Raw genomic sequence first — 18,670 nt, 5'->3', positions numbered from 1 at the left:
GAATTATGGTTATAATCAGTGCTGGTTATAATGGACAATATTTTATATATATCAGACTAATGGAGGATTAAGATGGGCTTATTTGGCAGTAAATCTGATGATAATTCTAAAGATGTATTCAGCAGACTTGGAAAAGAAGTTAAAGAAGATATGATGGTCAATACATTAGAAGATAATGATCTGGCTAAGTTAGCAGCTGGAATGAAAAGTGAGCTTACAGGCTCAGAGAGCAGAGAGTCTATTACAGATAAGCTTGAGGCAGAGCTTAATAATGAGAGCGAAGCTATAGAGACGTTCAGTGACAGTGTTGCACAAGATGAACCAAGATCGGAGTTAGAGCAGATGGCAGAGGAGACAGCGGTTATAACAGCAGGTCTTGTTGTCAGCGGTGATTTGGACTCAGTAGGTTCTATAGATGTATTTGGAACTGTTGAAGGTAATGTTGCCTGCTGTGGAAAGCTTACAGTAAGCGGTACAATAGAAGGAGCGATTATGGCTAATGAAGTGTTTGCTAATAATGCAAAGATTTCAGGAGATATACAGTCTAAGGGTTCAGCTAAGATAGGGCAGGGTACAGTTGTTATAGGTAATATAACAGCAACATCTGCCGTTATAGCTGGTGCTGTTAAAGGTAATGTGGACATTAATGGCCCGGTTGTCATAGACTCATCCGCTGTAATAGTTGGTGATATTAAGTCTAAGTCAGTTCAGATTAATAATGGAGCTACAATAGATGGAAGATGTTCGCAGTGCTATGCCGATGTTGATACATCTTCAATATTTGATATAAAGGCAGTTGGAAAGCATAACAAAGACGAGATTAAGAGTAGTGTCAATAAAGAGACAGCAGGGTTAGACAGCAAGTCAGCAGATAGCAAGTCAGTTAACGACAGAGCAGTCGATGGCAAAGAAGCAGATAGTAAGTCAGCTAACGACAGAGCGGTCGATGGCAAAGCAGCAGATAATATGTCAGCTGATAACAGTACAGCCGGCAGCAGGCCAGCGAATTAACAGATATTATAGATAATAAAGAAATAACAGTTAATAATCGGTAAAGATAATAGTTAGTACTCTGATAAAATACAATATATATAAAGAATGGAGAAATAATATGAACGACATTAAAAGAGTAATTCTTAAGTTAAGTGGAGAAGCTTTATCAGGTGATAAGAAGTCAGGCTATGATGATGAATTAATTATGGATATAGCAGGACAGGTAAAGCAGATTATAGACAAAGGCATTAATGTAGGTGTTGTAATTGGTGGTGGTAACTACTGGAGAGGACGTTCTAATGATAATATCGACAGAACAAAGGCTGACCAGATTGGTATGCTTGCAACCATTATGAACTGCATATATGTATCAGAAATATTCAGATCACAGGGACTTAAGACTAATATACTTACACCATTTGAGTGTGGAAGTATGACAAAGCTTTTCTCTAAGGATAGAGCTAATAAGTATTTTGAAAAGGGGATGGTTGTATTCTTTGCAGGTGGAACAGGACATCCATATTTCTCAACAGATACAGGTATAGTGCTTAGAGCCATTGAATTAGATGCAGATGCTATACTTTTAGCTAAGGCAATTGATGGCGTATATGACAGCGACCCTAAGATCAATCCAAAAGCTAAGAAGTATGATAAAATATCCATTACAGATGTTGTTGATAAGCATCTTGGCGTAATTGATATGACGGCTTCTGTTATGTGTATGGAGAATAAGATGCCGCTTATGGTATTTGGACTTAATGAGAAAGACAGCATTGTTAATGCACTTTCAGGTAAATTTAATGGAACAATTGTAACTGTTGATTAATTTGCCGATTTATTGTAATATTCAGTTATATAATAAAAGATATTAAGAAAGAGAGAAATATAATGAGTGACATTAAAGAATACGAAGATAAAATGAAGAAATCAGTAGACTCATTAAAAGAGGACTACACAACAATAAGAGCAGGAAGAGCTAACCCACATATATTAGATAAAATTAAGGTTGATTATTATGGAACACCTACTTCACTTCAGCAGGTGGCTAATATCTCTGTTCCAGAAGCAAGAATGATTCAGATTCAGCCTTGGGAAGCAAGCCTTATTAAAGATATTGAAAAGGCTATTCTTGTATCAGACCTTGGACTTACACCTAATAATGATGGTAAGGTAATAAGACTTATATTCCCTGAACTTACAGAGGAAAGACGTAAAGAACTTGCTAAGGACGTAAAGAAGAAGGGTGACAATGCTAAGGTTGCCATAAGAAATGTAAGAAGAGATGCTAATGATACTGTTAAGAAAGAGAACAAGGCAGGAGAGCTTTCAGATGATGAAGCTAAGAATCTTGAAGATGATGTTCAGAAGCTTACAGATAAATATATAGCTTTAATAGATAAGGCAATAGAAGAAAAGACTTCTGAGATACTTACAGTATAATGAATAATATATGGGGAGGCTGTTGGTTTATAGCAACAGCCTCCTAATAAGTTATATGGATAATATTATATATACATTAATATAATGATGCTATCTGGCATATAAAAATATAATAATATATGAAATGATAAATGTATCTAAATATGAAGTTATAAGGATACCGATATATGAAACTATAAAATATTGACTGTGGGGTAATGTATGGATAAATATAATGAGGAATTAGGGCTTAAGATACCTGCTCATGTTGCTGTCATACTTGATGGTAATGGACGCTGGGCTAAAAAGAAGCATATGCCAAGAACATATGGACATATGCAGGGAAGTAAAGTTGTAGAAGATATGTTGTATGTTGCAGATGACCTTGGCATACAATATTTTACAGTATATGCTTTTTCAACAGAGAACTGGAAGCGTTCAGAAGAAGAAGTAGGCACTCTTATGAGCATTTTAAGAAAGTATCTTAAAGATTGTGTCAAGAAGTCTATGAAGAACAATGTAAGGTGCCGTGTTATAGGACGCAGGGAAGAATTAAGTGATGATATAGTTGAGAGTATTAATAATCTTGAAGAAAAGACTAAGAATAATACAGGACTCAATTTCACAATAGCAATCAATTATGGTGGCAGAGATGAGATTGTAAGAGCCGTCCAGAAGATTGCACAGGATGTTAAAGAGGGAAAGATTGCACCAGAGGCTATAGATGAGGCTATGATAAATGCTAATCTTGACACAAAGGATATTCCTGACCCGGATCTTTTGATAAGAACTAGTGGCGAGCAAAGACTTTCTAATTATCTTCCATGGCAGCTTGCATATACAGAATTCTACTTTACAGATGTATTCTGGCCGGATTTTAATAGGGAAGAACTTATTAAGGCTTGTGAGAAATATAATAAAAGAGACAGAAGATATGGCGGAGTTAAGGAGGAATAGAATTTGTTAAAGAGGATAATAAGCGGAATATGCCTTGTGGCAATTGCCGTTCCATCATTGTATTTTGGTGGCTGGCTGTTATATGCGGTATGTCTTATGGTAGCACTTATAGGTAATTTTGAATTGTTAAGGGTCACCAATCTTCAAAAGACACCATTGGGAATATGTGCATATGCGGCAACAATAGCATATTTTATAAGCCTTAACATAGCAGAGCATAGATATACTACGCTAATTCTTGTAGTAACATTTCTTGTTATGATGAGCGTGTATGTATTCACGTTTCCAAAGTATAAGGCGGAAAATGTTATGTGGGCATTCTTTGGAATCATATATGTAACCGTGATGATAGCTTATATATATGAAACAAGAATGTCAGATAATGGAATATTTATTGTGTGGCTTATATTTATTGCTTCGTGGGGAAATGATACATTTGCTTATTTCACAGGAGTGTGCATAGGAAAGCACAAAATGGCACCTGTGTTATCACCTAAGAAGTCGGTTGAAGGTGCAATAGGCGGAGTGATTGGTGCAACAATACTCGGTGCGGTATACGGAGCTTTAGTAAGTTCTAAAATGGCAGGTGTTATTGATAATTCGTCTGTGGCATTTGCAGTAGCAAGCCTTGCAGGGGCGTTATTGTCAATAGTTGGTGACTTGGCGGCATCTGCAATTAAGAGAAATTATAATGTTAAAGATTATGGTACATTAATTCCGGGACATGGTGGAATTATGGATAGATTTGACAGCGTAATATTCACAGCACCGGTTGTATACTGGGCGATAATACTGCTTAACAGTATAGGACTTTAAAGTTACTATAGTATAGATTAGGAAAGGGTGTAGATAATGAGAGGAATATCAGTTCTAGGTTCGACTGGTTCAATAGGAACTCAGACTTTAGATGTTATTAGAAGAAATAAAGATATAAAGGTTGTTGCACTTGCAGCAGGAACAAGAGTGAAAGAATTAGCAGAACAGGTAAGGGAATTCAGACCATCTTTGGTATGTATTGGAACTGAAAAGCTTGCGGGCGAGTTAAAGCTTCTGCTTTCAGATATTGATGTAAAGATAGTGTATGGTGATGAGGGACTTATAGAAGCGGCAACACATAAAGAAGCTGATATTGTTCTTACGGCCGTTGTTGGAATGATGGGCATTGTTCCAACGATTAAAGCAATTGAAGCACATAAGGATATTGCACTTGCCAATAAGGAGACACTTGTAACAGCAGGACATATTATAATGAAGCTTGCTAAGGACAATAATGTTAATATATATCCTGTAGACAGCGAACATTCAGCGATATTTCAGTCACTTAACGGCGAATATCCTAAGGAGGTTGAAAGAATACTTCTTACAGCATCAGGTGGTCCATTCAGAGGAAAGAAAAGAGCTGACCTTGTAAATGTGACAGTTGAGGATGCACTTAACCACCCTAACTGGGCTATGGGAAGAAAGATAACGATAGACTCATCAACTATGGTTAATAAAGGCCTTGAGGTAATGGAAGCACAGTGGTTATTCAATGTTCCATCATCTAAGGTCACAGTGGTTGTACAGCCACAGAGCATAATACATTCTATGGTTGAATTCATTGACGGAGGAATAATGGCACAGCTTGGAAGTCCTGATATGCGCCTTCCTATACAGTATGCCCTCTATTATCCTCATAGAAGAGAGCTTAACACTAAGAGAGTGGATTTCTTTGAACTTGGCAATATTACATTTGAAAAGCCTGATATGGATACATTTAAAGGACTTAAGCTTGCTTATACAGCTTCTGATAAGGGCGGTAACATTCCAACAGCATTTAATGCGGCAAATGAGCTTGCAGTTGCAAAGTTCCTTGACAGAAAGATAAAGTATCTTGATATACCTGATATTATAGAGTATGCAATGAATGAAGTACGTTATATTGATAATCCGTCTGTAGACGAAATATTAGAAACAGAACAGACAGTCTATGAAATGATAGAAAACCGTTTGAAGAATGGAGGAGCAGAGTGGTTATAAATATAATATTAGCGATACTTGTATTAAGCATAATCATAATTATACACGAGTTTGGACATTTTATTGTAGCTAAGGCAAATGGAATTACAGTTGTGGAATTCTCACTTGGATTTGGACCTAAGCTTATACATTTTAAGAAAGGTGAAACAGAATATAGTCTTAAGCTGCTTCCTTTTGGTGGAGCCTGTATAATGCTTGGTGAGGATTTCTTAGAGGCAGATGATGATGAGCAGGAAGATGCAACAGAAGGCAATAATACTGGCAAATCTGGAAGCGAGTTGGATAATGACTTTTGCAATGGTAAAACAGCAGAAGATAATGGCTTTGGAAATGCTTCAAGGTATTCATCTGATAATACATCGGCTGGAAGCTATATGTCTGAGAAGAAAAAGCAGGAAGCACTGGAAGCTGGCTATGATATGTCCAAATCATTTGCTAATAAATCAGTGTGGGCAAGGATTGCAGTTATAGCAGCTGGACCAATATTTAACTTTATACTGGCATTTGTCTGCTCGGTTGTAATTATTGGAAGTATAGGCTATGACCCTTGTATGGTTGATGTTGTATATGATAATTCACCAGCGGTAAGTGCAGGGCTTCAGGAAGGTGACAAGATTATAAAGGTTAATAACCAGAAGATAACATTTTACAGGGATTATTCTTTCTATAGGGTGTACCACGCTGATGATACTATGAATATAACATATGAAAGAGATGGACAGAAATATACAACAACTCTTACTCCTGAATATGTTAAACAGCAGAAGTACCAGATGGGTGTTACTTTAGAGCAGAATGGGACAATAGCAGGCGTATCTGACGGAACACCAGCACAGAAGGCTGGGATTAAGAAGGGTGATATAATAACAGCGGTTAATGGCGTTGCAGTTGACGGAAGTACCAAGATTATTGAGCTTGTAGGACAGTGTAATGGCGAGAGTGTTGATATTACAATAAACAGAGATGGTAGTACAATGCAGTTAAATGTGACACCGGATTCTGTAGAGAATGAATATTACTATACAGGCTTTGCAAGTTATGGGGCAAGACAGAAGGTTTCGCCTATATCAGTAATCGGCTATGCATTTAAGGAAGTTGGATATAGTGTTAATACTGTAGTTAAGAGCCTTGGAATGATGTTTACAGGACAGGTGGGGATTAATGATCTTTCTGGTCCTGTCGGAACAGTAAGTGCTATGAGTAATATTGTAGAAGAAAGCAAGGCAGATGGAACATTTTATGTAATCCTTAATCTTTTAAATCTTGCAGGACTTATAAGTGCCAACCTTGGCGTTATGAACCTTCTTCCAATACCGGCACTTGATGGCGGAAGACTTGTATTTCTTATACTTGAAGTATTAAGAGGCAAGCCGGTCAAGAAAGAACACGAGGGTATGGTGCATTTTGTTGGTATGATATTCTTATTTGTTCTTATGATATATGTTATGTTTAAAGATATAAGAGGACTTTTTTAATTAAGAAATGAGGCTTAATATGTATAGAGATAATACAAAGGTTGTAAAAATAGGCAATAAGTTAATCGGTGGCGGCAATCCTATAATGATTCAGTCTATGACTAACACAAGAACTGATGATGTTGAGGCAACTGTCAGCCAGATACTGGCTTTAGAGAAAGCAGGCTGTGATATTATAAGATGTACAGTTCCAGATATTAATGCCGCTAAAGCAATCAAGGAGATTAAGAAGCATATTCATATTCCATTGGTTGCAGATATACATTTTGATTACAGAATGGCAATAGAGGCAATTAATAATGGTGCTGACAAGATAAGAATTAATCCAGGCAATATCGGTGGAACAGATAAGATTAAGGCTGTTGTAGATGCTGCCAGGGCTAAGAATATCCCTATAAGAGTAGGGGTCAACAGTGGTTCACTTGAGAAAGACCTTATAGAGAAATATGGCGGTGTTACAGCCGAAGGACTTGTTGAGAGTGCACTTGATAAAGTAAAGATTATAGAAGATCTTGGTTATGATAATCTTGTTATAAGCATTAAATCGTCAGATGTAATGATGTGTGTTAAGGCACACGAACTTATAGCAAGGAAGACTAATTATCCGCTTCACGTTGGAATTACCGAGTCGGGTACGTTATTCAGCGGAAGCATTAAGTCATCAATAGGTCTTGGGCTTATATTAGGACAGGGCATAGGTGATACAATAAGAGTTTCACTTACAGATGACCCTGTAAAGGAGATAGAGGCAGCTAAGCTTATTCTTAGGACACTTGGTTTAAGAAAAGGTGGTATTGAGGTTGTATCTTGTCCTACCTGTGGAAGAACTAAAATTGACCTTATCGGTCTTGCCTCAAAGGTTGAGGAGCTTGTTAGAAACTATGACCTTGATATTAAGATAGCTGTTATGGGCTGTGTTGTAAATGGCCCTGGAGAAGCTAAGGAGGCTGATATAGGAATAGCAGGTGGTGACGGCTGTGGTGTTCTTATAAAGCATGGCGAAATAATTAAGAAGTTTGAAGAAGATAAACTGTTAGCAGTGCTGAAGGACGAATTAGATAATTGGAAAGACTGATTATTATTATCCTTTGGCAGAAGGTGTTGGTTAAAGATGCGTAGATTTTTTGAAGTATTTAAGACATTAAAACTGCCAGAGGATATTGGTATGTATATGGAAAATGTTGAGGTTACGAGAGTATCCAAGACATCAACGAACTCATTGGCGAGAGTATACATAAAGAATGACAGGGTTATAAGCAAGAAGATAATATACAGGGTAGAAGATGCCCTTAAAAAGCAGATATTCCGTATACAGAATATGGATGTAAGAATTATAGACAGATATAATCTGTCAAAGCAGTATACGCCACAGACAATAATGGATGTGTATTATGACAGCATATTATTTGAATTGGAGAAATACTGGACACTTGAGTATAATCTTTTAAAGAATTCAACGTGGGAGTTTGAAAAGGATGACCTGCTTGTGCTTACATTAGAGGACGGATTTCTTGCAAGAACCTATGCAGATGACCTTAAGGAATATTTTCAGCTTATATTTCTTAACCGTTTTGGCTTTGAGATAGATGTTGAATATAAGTATGTTGCCAAGCTTGAGAAGCGTTATGAGAAAGAAAATGAACATAAGCTTAATCTTAGAATTAAGCAGATTGAAGATAACTTTATGGCAGCAGGCGAAGAAGCCAAGAGCGATAATGGGGCAGAGAAGAACAAAAAGTATGCCGAACAGAAAGCTAAAGCCGCTGCATTTTTTAATGAAAGAGGAGCTTCTGGAAAAGATCTTACACGTTATAGAAAGCCAGCTAATACAGATATATTATATGGAAGGGACTTTGACGATGAAGTTACTGCCATAGAACAGATAGAATCGCCAATAGGTGAAGTTGTCATAAATGGTATGATAAGAAGCATAGAAACAAGAGAGATAAGAAACGAAAGAACTATATTATCTATCGTTGTTACAGATTTTACAGACAGCATTGTAGTGAAAATGTTTGCAAGAAATGAACAGCTTCCAGATCTTTATGAATTCATTAAAAAGGGTAATTTTCTTAAGATAAAAGGCATAGCTTCAATGGATAAGTATGATCAGGAGATTACTATAGCCAATGTGTCAGGAATACGAAAAGGAAGTGATAACAGGTCAGTAAGAAATGACTTATCACTTCATAAGAGGGTAGAGCTTCACTGCCATACCAAGATGAGTGATATGGATGGTGTATCTTATGCCAAGGATATAATAAAGCAGGCGATAAGCTGGGGACACAAGGCAATTGCGATTACTGACCACGGAGTTGTGCAGGCATTCACGGAAGCTTATCACACTATGCAGGATCTGGAGTTTAAGTATAATAAAAAGGGTGAGAAGTTAGATTTTAAGGTTATATATGGTGTTGAGGCATATCTTGTCGATGATACCAGGAAGATAGTAATTAATCCGGCTGGACAGGACTTTAAAGGGGAATTCGTTGTATTTGATCTGGAAACAACGGGATTTTCGGCTTTGGTAGACAGGGTAATAGAGATAGGTGCGGTAAAGATTAAGAATAATGAGATTGTAGACAGATTTTCAACATTTGTTAATCCACAGATACCTATATCTTTTAGAATTGAGAATTTAACAGGTATTAATGACCAGATGGTTATGAATTCAGGAACTATCGAGCAGATACTGCCTGATTTTATAGAATTCTGTAAGGGTTGTGTTATGGTAGCCCACAATGCGGAATTTGATATGAGTTTTATAATTAATAATGCTGAGAAAATGGGGATAGAATTTGCACCTACTTATATAGATACAGTGCTTTTGTCACAGTTCCTTATACCGGCATTACATAATTATAAGCTTGATACATTAACCAAGCATCTTAATGTTGTGCTTGATAACCACCACAGGGCGGTTGATGATGCAGAGGCAACAGCACATATATTCTTAAAGCTTGTGCAGATGCTTTATGAGAGGGATATATATACACTTGATAAGCTTAATGAAGAGGGAACGCTTGATGATGAGTCAATTAAGAAGCTTCACCAGTACCACTGTATAATACTTGCCTCTAATGAGATGGGAAGAATTAATCTGTACAGGCTTGTGTCGGCTTCACATCTGCAGTATTTTAACAGATTTCCCAAGATACCAAAGAGCCTTGTTAATAAGTACAGGGAAGGTCTTATAATAGGAAGTGCGTGTGAGGCAGGAGAGTTGTTCCGTGCTATGGTAAATGGACGATCAGATGCGGAGATTGCAAGAATAGTTAATTTCTATGATTATCTTGAGGTGCAGCCAATCGGTAATAACAGTTTTATGATTGAGAAGGAAGATTATTACGTTAAAGACGAGGAGGACTTAAGAGATCTTAACAGAAGAGTCATATCTTTAGGTGAAAAGTTCGACAAGCCTGTAGTTGCAACGTGTGATGTGCATTTTCTTAATCCAGAAGATGAAATATACCGTAGAATAATTATGGCAGGAAAAGGCTTTGACGATGCGGATAACCAGCCACCACTGTATCTGCATACTACAGAGGAAATGCTTTCTGAGTTCGATTATCTTGGAAATGATAAGGCATATGAGATAGTTGTAACTAACACGAATAAGATAATGGATATGTGCGAGAAGATTAGTCCGGTACGTCCTGATAAACGTCCTCCTGTAATTGAGAATTCAGATCAGATGTTAAGGAATATATGCCATAACAGGGCACACGAAATATATGGACCAGAACTTCCACAGATTGTTACAGAAAGACTTGAGCGTGAGCTTAATTCAATTATATCTAATGGTTACTCCGTTATGTATATTATTGCACAGAAGCTTGTATGGAAGTCAAATGATGATGGATACCTTGTAGGTTCAAGAGGTTCTGTTGGTTCATCTTTAGCGGCAACTATGGCTGGTATTACAGAGGTTAATCCGCTTAGTCCGCATTATCTTTGTCCAGAGTGCTTTTATGTTGACTTTGATTCAGAGGAAGTTAAGAAGTTCGCTGGTGGTGCAGGCTGTGATATGCCAGATAAGGTGTGTCCTAATTGTGGTCATAAGTTAAATAAATTAGGTTTTGATATACCATTTGAAACATTCTTAGGATTTAAGGGTAACAAAGAGCCTGATATCGATCTTAACTTTTCTAATGAATACCAGAGTAAGGCACATGCTTATACAGAGGTTATATTTGGAAAGGGACAGACATTCAAGGCTGGTACAATCGGTACTGTTGCCGAAAAGACAGCGTATGGATATGTTCTTAAATATCTTGAGGAAAGAGGCAAGGTTAAACGCCGTTGTGAAATAGAACGTATTGCTGAGGGTTGTATAGATATAAGAAGAACAACAGGACAGCATCCAGGAGGAATTGTAGTTCTTCCTATTGGTGATGAGATACATTCATTTACACCGGTACAGCACCCTGCTAATGATGTAAAGAGTGGAATTGTAACAACACATTTCGATTACCATAGTATCGACCACAACTTGTTAAAGCTTGATATTCTTGGACATCTTGACCCTACTATGATTAGAATGCTGCAGGATTTAACAGGTATTGACCCGCTGGAAATACCACTGGATTCAAGAGAAGTAATGTCTTTATTCAAGGATACTTCGGCACTTGGAATTACACCTGAGGATATTGGCGGTTGTAAGCTTGGTGCACTTGGAATACCAGAGTTTGGTACAGATTTTGCTATGCAGATGCTTATTGATACTAAGCCACAGTATTTTTCTGACCTTGTAAGAATTGCAGGGCTTTCACACGGAACTGATGTATGGCTTGGTAACGCACAGACACTTCTTAAAGAGGGCAAGGCAACCATATCTACGGCGATATGTACACGAGATGACATTATGATATACCTTATCCAGAAAGGACTTGAAAGTGAGCTTGCATTTACAATAATGGAGAAGGTAAGAAAAGGTAAGGGACTTACACCTGAATGGGAGCAGATTATGAGGGAACACGGTGTTCCAGACTGGTATATATGGTCTTGTAATAAAATCCAGTATATGTTCCCGAAGGCACATGCCGCAGCTTACGTTATGATGGCATGGCGAGTAGCTTACTGCAAGGTGTTCTATCCGCTGGCTTACTACTGTGCATATTACAGTATAAGAGCCAATGCCTTTGATTATGAAAAAATGGCAATGGGAAGGGAACGATTAGAGTATTATATTAATGACTACAAAGCTAAGAAAGCAGACGGCACGATATCCAATGTTGAAGATGATGAGCTTAAGGATATGCGTATTGTTCAGGAAATGTATGCAAGAGGCTTTGAGTTCGTACCTATTGACATATACAAGGCAAAGGCAAGGTCATTTCAGATAATAGATGGAAAGATTATGCCATCATTTAAGGTAATATCCAAGGTTGGTGAGTCTGCTGGAGAATCAATAGAGATAGCCGCAAGGGATGGTGAGTTCTTATCAAAGGACGACCTGCGCCAGAGAGCCAGGATTGGACAGACGGTTATAGAGAAGCTTGGCGAGCTTGGACTTCTTGATGGAATGGCAGAGAGCAACCAGTTATCATTATTTGATGTTATATAGTATTGCATATACATATATAAGTGTGTTATCATCATATAATATATGCGGTTAGAATACGATTATAAAGATGCAGTATATATGTTTAATTAATTAGATGAGGTGAAAAATGTTAAAAAAATATCTTATATGTTTTCTTGTATCAATGGTACCTATTGTTGAACTTAGAGGAGCAATTCCTATATCACAGGGAATGCAGCTTCCATTATTACAGTCATATATAATATGTGTAATAGGTAATATGCTTCCGGTTCCGGTTATATATCTTTTTGCAAGACGTGTTCTTGAATGGGGTGCAGACAAGAAATATATCGGAAAGTTCTTTACATTTTGTATTGAAAAGGGTCACAAAGGTGGAGAAAAGTTAAAGCAGAAGGCTGGGAATGGTCTTTTTATAGCACTTTTATTATTCGTTGGTATTCCAATACCTGGTACAGGTGCGTGGACAGGAACACTTGCAGCAAGCTTCCTTGATATGGGCTTTAAGAAGAGTGTAATTGCTGTTCTTGGAGGAGTATTGCTTGCAGGTATAATAATGGGTATTGCTTCAGCAGGAGTATTTACAGCGATATTCAGTTTTGCATAAGCATAATGTATAATAATTAAAGAATATAATTAATAAATGCCGCATATATTCTACAGATTAATGCGTATCCGGTTATGGGACATAAAAGTTGTAGAATATATGCGGTATTATATTTTGTGTAATAGTAAATTCTTTTTATTGCGGTTTGAGATTACTTGTTAATATGTTGCAGATTTTCTTGGTGTCTTTGGTAGAGCGGGTCTTGTTATAGGCTATTCCGTATTGTATTTCACGCTGGTCTGTAATGGGCAGGATGCGGCAGTTATCAAGCGGGGTATCAATGCAGAATTCAGGCAGTATTGCAATGCCATAGCCACATTGTGCAAGAAGCTCACTTGTCTGGCTGTTCTCACATATAAAGTGATAATTATCCTGTGAATGAAGCACGAGCTTTTCCTGTAAAAGATTTCCCTGTGTGAAAGGAATTAAACGCTGGTTAAGCAGTAAAAGGCAGTGTCCTTTTAAGTCATCAAAGGAAATAGCTGACATTGAATGTAAGTCTTTATTATCCTCAGTAGTCTTATTATAGTCGTCAGATATCAAGGCATAGCTTTTCATATTCTTTATAGGCTTGAAAGTGCAATCGGTATTTTCAATCATATCTTTAGTAACGAGCATTATATCTATATGTCCGCTTTCAAACATAGTCTTAAGGCGTGAGTAGTCACGCAGAAACAGCATAGGATATATATCGGGCATACATTTTCTTAGTTCTTTTAATGCTGGTTTAAGTGCCTTTAATTCTGCATTGCTTGTACAGCCAATTCTTATATAGGACAATGACTGGGATACCACATTGGCAATCTTCTTGCTTGAAAGATTAATTCTATTAAGGATATCCTTTGCATCTCCATAGAATTCAGCACCGGCATCGGTAAGCTGTACCATTTTCGGTGTTCTTATAAAAAGTGTTGCACCCAGTTCTTCCTCAAGGCTTTTAATATGGTGTGTGACAGTTGGGGTTGTAAGAAACATTTCCTGTGCAGCTTTTGTAAAATTAAGCTTGTCGGCAACTCTTATAAAACATTCTAACTGCTGTGTAGTCATAAAAACCTCCTTAATTATATTAAATAATCTGCATAATTGATTATAGTTCATAATATATTAATATTTCAAGAGTGCATTAGAAAAAATCTAATGGTGTTGTATTTTTACAAATTCCATTTTTTTAATAATAGTGTTAAAATCGTTCACGCTGATAGGATTAATTTGTCTGTGTACACCAGATGATAATAATTAAGAATAGCAATGTTAATTGGGGAAGATATTCAGCCAGTAACATATGTATAGTAGCAATTGTGTACAGAAAAGAGGAATGATATGGACATTATTAAAAAGCTTTCCCGTTCAATAAGGGAATATAAAATGGTATCAATTATGACACCAGTGTGTATCGTATTTGAGGTAATATTTGAAATACTTATCCCATTTATGATGGCAAAGATGATTGATTCAGGAATAAGTTCAGGTAATGAAAGTGCACTTGTTAAATATGGGACTTTGCTTATACTCTGCGTAATGGCAGGTCTTGTATTTGGTATCCTTTCAGGAGGTCTATGTGCCACAGCTTCGGCAGGCTTTGCAAAGAATTTAAGAAAGGATATGTATTACAAAATTCAGGAGTATTCATTTGCGAATATTGACAAGTTCTCATCATCAAGTATTGTGACACGTCTTACAACAGATGTAACTAATGTGCAGAATGCTTATATGATGATTATCAGAATTGCGGTAAGAGCACCATTTATGCTTATATTCGCACTTATTGCGGCATTTATGACAAGTACTAAGCTTTCATTAATATTTCTTATTGCAATTCCAGTGCTTGGTATTGGACTTTATATAATAGTAAGCAGATCGCATATATATTTCGAGAGAGTATTTAAGATATACGATAATCTTAATGAAGTAGTAGAAGAAAATCTTACAGGTATGAGAGTAGTTAAGTCCTTTGTCCGTGAAGATTTTGAAGAAAAGAAGTTCACTAAGGTATCAGAAGCGATATATAAAATGTTCTTAAAGGCTGAAGGTATTGTTGCATACAATATGCCGCTTATGCAGTTCTGCATATATTCGTGTATGCTTTTCTTATGCTGGTTCGGTGCAAGAATGATAATTACATCAGGAGCTACAGCACTTACAACTGGTGAGCTTACAAGTCTTATAGCTTATGCTATGACAATTCTTAACTGCCTTATGATGTTATCAATGGTTATGGTTATGATTAATATGGCGAGAGCTTCGGCTGAGCGTATTGTTGAAATTCTTGACGAGGAAAGTACACTTCACAACTGTGACAATCCAGAGGATAAGGTAAATGACGGCTCAATCCAGTTTGATAATGTAAGCTTTAGTTATATAGATGATAAAGAAAAAGAATGTCTTAAAAATATTAACCTCAATATTCCAAGCGGTTCAACACTAGGAATTATAGGTGGAACAGGAAGCGGTAAGAGCTCATTAGTGCAGCTTATACCAAGACTTTACGATGTAACAGAGGGAAGCGTTAAGATTGGCGGTGTTGATGTAAGGGATATAGATATCTATACATTAAGAAATGAAGTTGCAATGGTGCTTCAGAAAAATGTATTATTCTCCGGAACTATTAAAGAAAATTTACGCTGGGGTAATAAAGAGGCAACAGATGAAGAGATAATACACGCCTGTGAACTTGCACAGGCAGATCCATTTGTCCAGACATTCCCTAAGAAATATAATACATATATCGAACAGGGTGGTACTAACGTATCAGGCGGACAGAAGCAGAGATTATGTATAGCAAGAGCACTTCTTAAAAAGCCTAAAATCCTTATTCTTGACGATTCTACAAGTGCCGTTGATACTAAGACAGATGCTTTAATAAGAAAAGCATTTAAAGATGAAATACCAGATACAACTAAGATAATAATAGCACAGAGAATATCATCAGTTCAGGATGCAGACTGCATTATTGTAATGGAGGGCGGAAAGATTGATGGCTGTGGAACACACGAGCAGTTATTAAAAGAAAATGCTATATATAAAGAAATATATGAATCACAGACGAAAGGAGATGAGCAGTAATGGCAGGTAATGAGAAAAAGGCTGATATCAGTATGACTGGTAATAAATCAGGGAAGCCATCAATAGATGGAAAGACATTAAAAAGACTTATGTCATATATTGTAGGCAGACATAAACTGACATTTTTTATGGTTGTTGTATGTATACTTATTAGTTCCTGTACAGTAGTAGTAAGTTCATTATTCTTACAGATACTTATAGATAACTATATAACACCTATGTTATCAGAAGTTAATCCATCATTTGCACCATTATTAAAGACAATAATTATGCTTGGATGTCTGTATCTTGTTGGTGTATTATCAACATTTGCATACAACAAAATGATGATTAAAATATCACAGGGAACTTTAAAAGCAATCCGTGATGATATGTTTACACATATGCAGACACTTCCAATAAGATATTTCGATACTCATACACATGGTGATGTAATGAGCCATTATACTAATGATACTGATACATTAAGACAGTTCATATCGCAGGCTCTTCCACAGTTCATCTCAGCAGTTGTGACAATAGTAGTTGTTATTGTGTCTATGATTGTCAACAGTATACCGCTTACAATACTTGTATTAGCAGTAACCTGCATTATGCAGATTGTTTCTAAGAAGATTGGCGGGGCAAGTGCCAGATATTTTATAAGACAGCAGATAACAATAGGTAAGGTTACAGGTTTCATCGAGGAGATGATTAATGGACAGAAGGTTATTAAAGTATTCTGTCACGAGGATGAGGCAAAGTACGATTTTGATAAGAATAACGAAATGCTTTGCAGTGATGCAACTAATGCCAATAAATACGGTAACATACTTATGCCGGCAATCTCACAGCTTGGTAACTTACAGTATGTTCTCATTGCTCTTATCGGAGGATTTCTTGCATTAAGAGGGGTTGGTGGAATTACTGTCGGAATGATAGTAGCATTTCTTAACCTTTCTAAGACATTCTGTATGCCAGTATCGCAGATAGCACAGCAGATTAGTATGATAGCTATGGCGTTGGCAGGAGCAGAAAGAATATTCGGACTTATTGATGAAAAGCCTGAAGAAGATGAAGGTGATGTTACTTTAGTACGCGTAAAGTGTGATGATAAAGAGCTTAATAACAAAGAAGCCGACAATAAAGATGCCAGAATGGTATTTATAGCAGGTGAAGTTACAGAAACAACTGACAAAGACGGCAGATGGGCCTGGAAGTGTAGGAAAGCTGATAATACAACAGGTTATATACTTCTTAGGGGAAAGGTCGTATTTGATGATGTAATATTTGGATATAATGAGAATAAGATTATACTTAATAATATTAATCTATGGGCTAAATCAGGACAGAAGATAGCATTTGTTGGTGCAACAGGTGCAGGAAAGACGACTATAACTAACCTGATTAACAGATTTTATGATATTAATTCAGGAAATATATTCTATGACGGAATAAGCATTGATAGAATTAAGAAAGACGATTTAAGGCATTCACTTGGCATTGTATTACAGGACGTTAATCTGTTCACAGGAACTATTATGGATAATATAAGATATGGTAACCTTTTGGCGACCGATGAGGAATGTATTAAAGCCGCTAAGCTTGCCAATGCAGATGACTTTATAACAAGACTTCCAGACGGCTATCAGACAGTACTTACACAGAACGGTGCAAGTCTTTCACAGGGACAAAGACAGCTTATATCAATTGCAAGGGCAGCAGTTGCCAACCCACCAGTAATGATTCTTGATGAGGCGACATCTTCAATTGATACAAGAACAGAAGCACTTGTCCAGAGAGGTATGGATAACTTAATGAAGGGCAGAACAGTATTTGTAATAGCACACAGACTTTCAACTGTCCGCAATTCAGATGCCATAATGGTACTTGACCACGGCAATATAATTGAGCGAGGCTCACACGATGAACTTATTGCCGGCAAGGGAACATATTACAGCTTGTATACAGGGGCATTTGAGTTGTCATAATATTAAGTTTGCTGTGAGAAATGTATTACCAAGGCTGGCGGTTATAATTAAGTGAATATTTTATATTTAAGAGGCGTTAAGCCTCTTTTTTAGTGTATTGCGGCTACAGGGATACTGTAGCTGTTAGGTTGTTTATTTGAGAAGATACAGCCTTGAGGAACTTGAAGAGATGTGTCCGAATGGTATAAGGTTGTTTGTAAGATTAAAGAAGTTGAAATAGGGCTACCGCAATCCCACTGGCTTTAGACGGTGGGTTAAGGTAGCCGGAAGCGGAGGGGTGTGCTATACTTGCGTTATGGGAACGTGGAAATCAAAAAACAGACACAAATATTTGTTACAGTATCATATTATTTTCGTATGCAAGTATAGAAAGAAATTGCTGATGTCAAAACAAATATCAGATGATATAAAGCAGTTTTCTTATGAGATATGTCAAAAGCATAAAGTCATTATCAGATATATGGAGACAGATAAAGAACATACTTTTTGGACGGACGGATATTTTGTATGCAGTGTAGGAAATGTTTCAGAAGAGATGCCACGAAAATATATAGAAAATCAAGGGTAGGAAGGTGGCGACAGTAGGTGTTAAAAGCATATAAATACAGGATATATCCTAATAGCG

14 protein-coding genes are annotated in these 18,670 nt (G+C 36.9%); 13 read left to right on the top strand and 1 reads right to left on the bottom strand.

The features are described from left to right. Positions 1–72: 72 nt before the first annotated feature. The 10 genes from BM157_RS02430 to BM157_RS02385 all read left to right on the top strand — a co-directional run bounded on the left by BM157_RS02430 (position 73) and on the right by BM157_RS02385 (position 13,012). Complete coding sequence (locus BM157_RS02430; RefSeq protein WP_022502673.1) at positions 73–1,011, top strand: polymer-forming cytoskeletal protein; 939 nt, start codon at positions 73–75, stop codon at positions 1,009–1,011. A gap of 100 nt (positions 1,012–1,111) precedes the next feature. After that, on the top strand, positions 1,112–1,819 hold the full coding sequence (pyrH, locus tag BM157_RS02425) for a UMP kinase (protein ID WP_022502672.1): 708 nt from the start codon (positions 1,112–1,114) through the stop codon (positions 1,817–1,819). Between the two features lie 62 nt (positions 1,820–1,881). Further along, positions 1,882–2,433, top strand: a complete 552-nt coding sequence (gene frr, locus BM157_RS02420) for a ribosome recycling factor (RefSeq protein ID WP_022502671.1) — start codon at positions 1,882–1,884, stop codon at positions 2,431–2,433. A 201-nt stretch (positions 2,434–2,634) separates the two neighbouring features. Then, positions 2,635–3,369, top strand: a complete 735-nt coding sequence (locus BM157_RS02415; RefSeq protein ID WP_022502670.1) for an isoprenyl transferase — start codon at positions 2,635–2,637, stop codon at positions 3,367–3,369. 3 nt (positions 3,370–3,372) lie between these two features. Next, positions 3,373–4,185 carry a phosphatidate cytidylyltransferase gene (locus BM157_RS02410; protein WP_022502669.1) on the top strand — a complete coding sequence of 271 codons (813 nt, stop codon included), beginning with the start codon at positions 3,373–3,375 and terminating at the stop codon, positions 4,183–4,185. Positions 4,186–4,221: 36 nt separating this feature from the next. Next, on the top strand, positions 4,222–5,388 hold the full coding sequence (locus BM157_RS02405; RefSeq protein WP_055174431.1) for a 1-deoxy-D-xylulose-5-phosphate reductoisomerase: 1,167 nt from the start codon (positions 4,222–4,224) through the stop codon (positions 5,386–5,388). After that, positions 5,379–6,863 (top strand): RIP metalloprotease RseP, encoded by a 1,485-nt coding sequence (rseP, locus tag BM157_RS02400; RefSeq protein WP_090139834.1) that lies wholly within the window; start codon positions 5,379–5,381, stop codon positions 6,861–6,863. The genes BM157_RS02405 and rseP overlap by 10 nt, the downstream gene beginning before the upstream one ends. Before the next feature lie 19 nt (positions 6,864–6,882). After that, positions 6,883–7,938, top strand: a complete 1,056-nt coding sequence (gene ispG / locus BM157_RS02395) for a flavodoxin-dependent (E)-4-hydroxy-3-methylbut-2-enyl-diphosphate synthase (RefSeq protein ID WP_022502666.1) — start codon at positions 6,883–6,885, stop codon at positions 7,936–7,938. Positions 7,939–7,974: 36 nt separating this feature from the next. Continuing rightward, entirely contained in the window at positions 7,975–12,429 is a 4,455-nt protein-coding gene (locus tag BM157_RS02390; RefSeq protein WP_090139832.1) for a PolC-type DNA polymerase III, read from the top strand. A gap of 106 nt (positions 12,430–12,535) precedes the next feature. Then, on the top strand, positions 12,536–13,012 hold the full coding sequence (locus BM157_RS02385; protein ID WP_055174436.1) for a COG2426 family protein: 477 nt from the start codon (positions 12,536–12,538) through the stop codon (positions 13,010–13,012). Positions 13,013–13,147: 135 nt separating this feature from the next. Here the strand turns inward: BM157_RS02385 and BM157_RS02380 are convergent, their stop codons facing one another. After that, the gene (locus BM157_RS02380; RefSeq protein ID WP_022502664.1) at positions 13,148–14,059 is read right to left on the bottom strand and encodes a LysR family transcriptional regulator; all 912 of its coding nucleotides are present in this window, start codon (positions 14,057–14,059) and stop codon (positions 13,148–13,150) included. Between the two features lie 279 nt (positions 14,060–14,338). Between BM157_RS02380 and BM157_RS02375 the strand changes: the two genes are divergently transcribed. From BM157_RS02375 to BM157_RS02365, 3 genes are all read left to right on the top strand, one after another. After that, entirely contained in the window at positions 14,339–16,075 is a 1,737-nt protein-coding gene (locus BM157_RS02375; RefSeq protein WP_090139893.1) for an ABC transporter ATP-binding protein, read from the top strand. Positions 16,076–16,107: 32 nt separating this feature from the next. After that, positions 16,108–18,045: an ABC transporter ATP-binding protein gene (locus BM157_RS02370; protein ID WP_318255784.1), complete on the top strand. Its 1,938-nt coding sequence runs from the start codon at positions 16,108–16,110 to the stop codon at positions 18,043–18,045. Positions 18,046–18,340: 295 nt separating this feature from the next. Beyond that, positions 18,341–18,613 carry a transposase gene (locus tag BM157_RS02365; RefSeq protein ID WP_090139827.1) on the top strand — a complete coding sequence of 91 codons (273 nt, stop codon included), beginning with the start codon at positions 18,341–18,343 and terminating at the stop codon, positions 18,611–18,613. Positions 18,614–18,670: the final 57 nt, after the last annotated feature.

The sequence above is a fragment of the [Lactobacillus] rogosae genome, assembly GCA_900112995.1.
Classification (GTDB): domain Bacteria; phylum Bacillota; class Clostridia; order Lachnospirales; family Lachnospiraceae; genus Lachnospira; species Lachnospira rogosae.
Note: the sequence above shows the minus strand (reverse complement) of the source record. Positions and strands in the feature narration are given on the sequence as shown.

What these genes read in the sequence shown, in the direction of transcription:
- BM157_RS02430 (WP_022502673.1), top strand. Translation starts at nt 73, where the DNA reads ATGGGCTTATTTGGCAGTAAATCTGATGATAATTCTAAAGATGTATTC.
- pyrH (WP_022502672.1), top strand. Translation starts at nt 1,112, where the DNA reads ATGAACGACATTAAAAGAGTAATTCTTAAGTTAAGTGGAGAAGCTTTA.
- frr (WP_022502671.1), top strand. Translation starts at nt 1,882, where the DNA reads ATGAGTGACATTAAAGAATACGAAGATAAAATGAAGAAATCAGTAGAC.
- BM157_RS02415 (WP_022502670.1), top strand. Translation starts at nt 2,635, where the DNA reads ATGGATAAATATAATGAGGAATTAGGGCTTAAGATACCTGCTCATGTT.
- BM157_RS02405 (WP_055174431.1), top strand. Translation starts at nt 4,222, where the DNA reads ATGAGAGGAATATCAGTTCTAGGTTCGACTGGTTCAATAGGAACTCAG.
- ispG (WP_022502666.1), top strand. Translation starts at nt 6,883, where the DNA reads ATGTATAGAGATAATACAAAGGTTGTAAAAATAGGCAATAAGTTAATC.
- BM157_RS02390 (WP_090139832.1), top strand. Translation starts at nt 7,975, where the DNA reads ATGCGTAGATTTTTTGAAGTATTTAAGACATTAAAACTGCCAGAGGAT.
- BM157_RS02385 (WP_055174436.1), top strand. Translation starts at nt 12,536, where the DNA reads ATGTTAAAAAAATATCTTATATGTTTTCTTGTATCAATGGTACCTATT.
- BM157_RS02380 (WP_022502664.1), bottom strand. Translation starts at nt 14,059, where the DNA reads ATGACTACACAGCAGTTAGAATGTTTTATAAGAGTTGCCGACAAGCTT.
- BM157_RS02370 (WP_318255784.1), top strand. Translation starts at nt 16,108, where the DNA reads ATGACTGGTAATAAATCAGGGAAGCCATCAATAGATGGAAAGACATTA.
- BM157_RS02365 (WP_090139827.1), top strand. Translation starts at nt 18,341, where the DNA reads ATGGGAACGTGGAAATCAAAAAACAGACACAAATATTTGTTACAGTAT.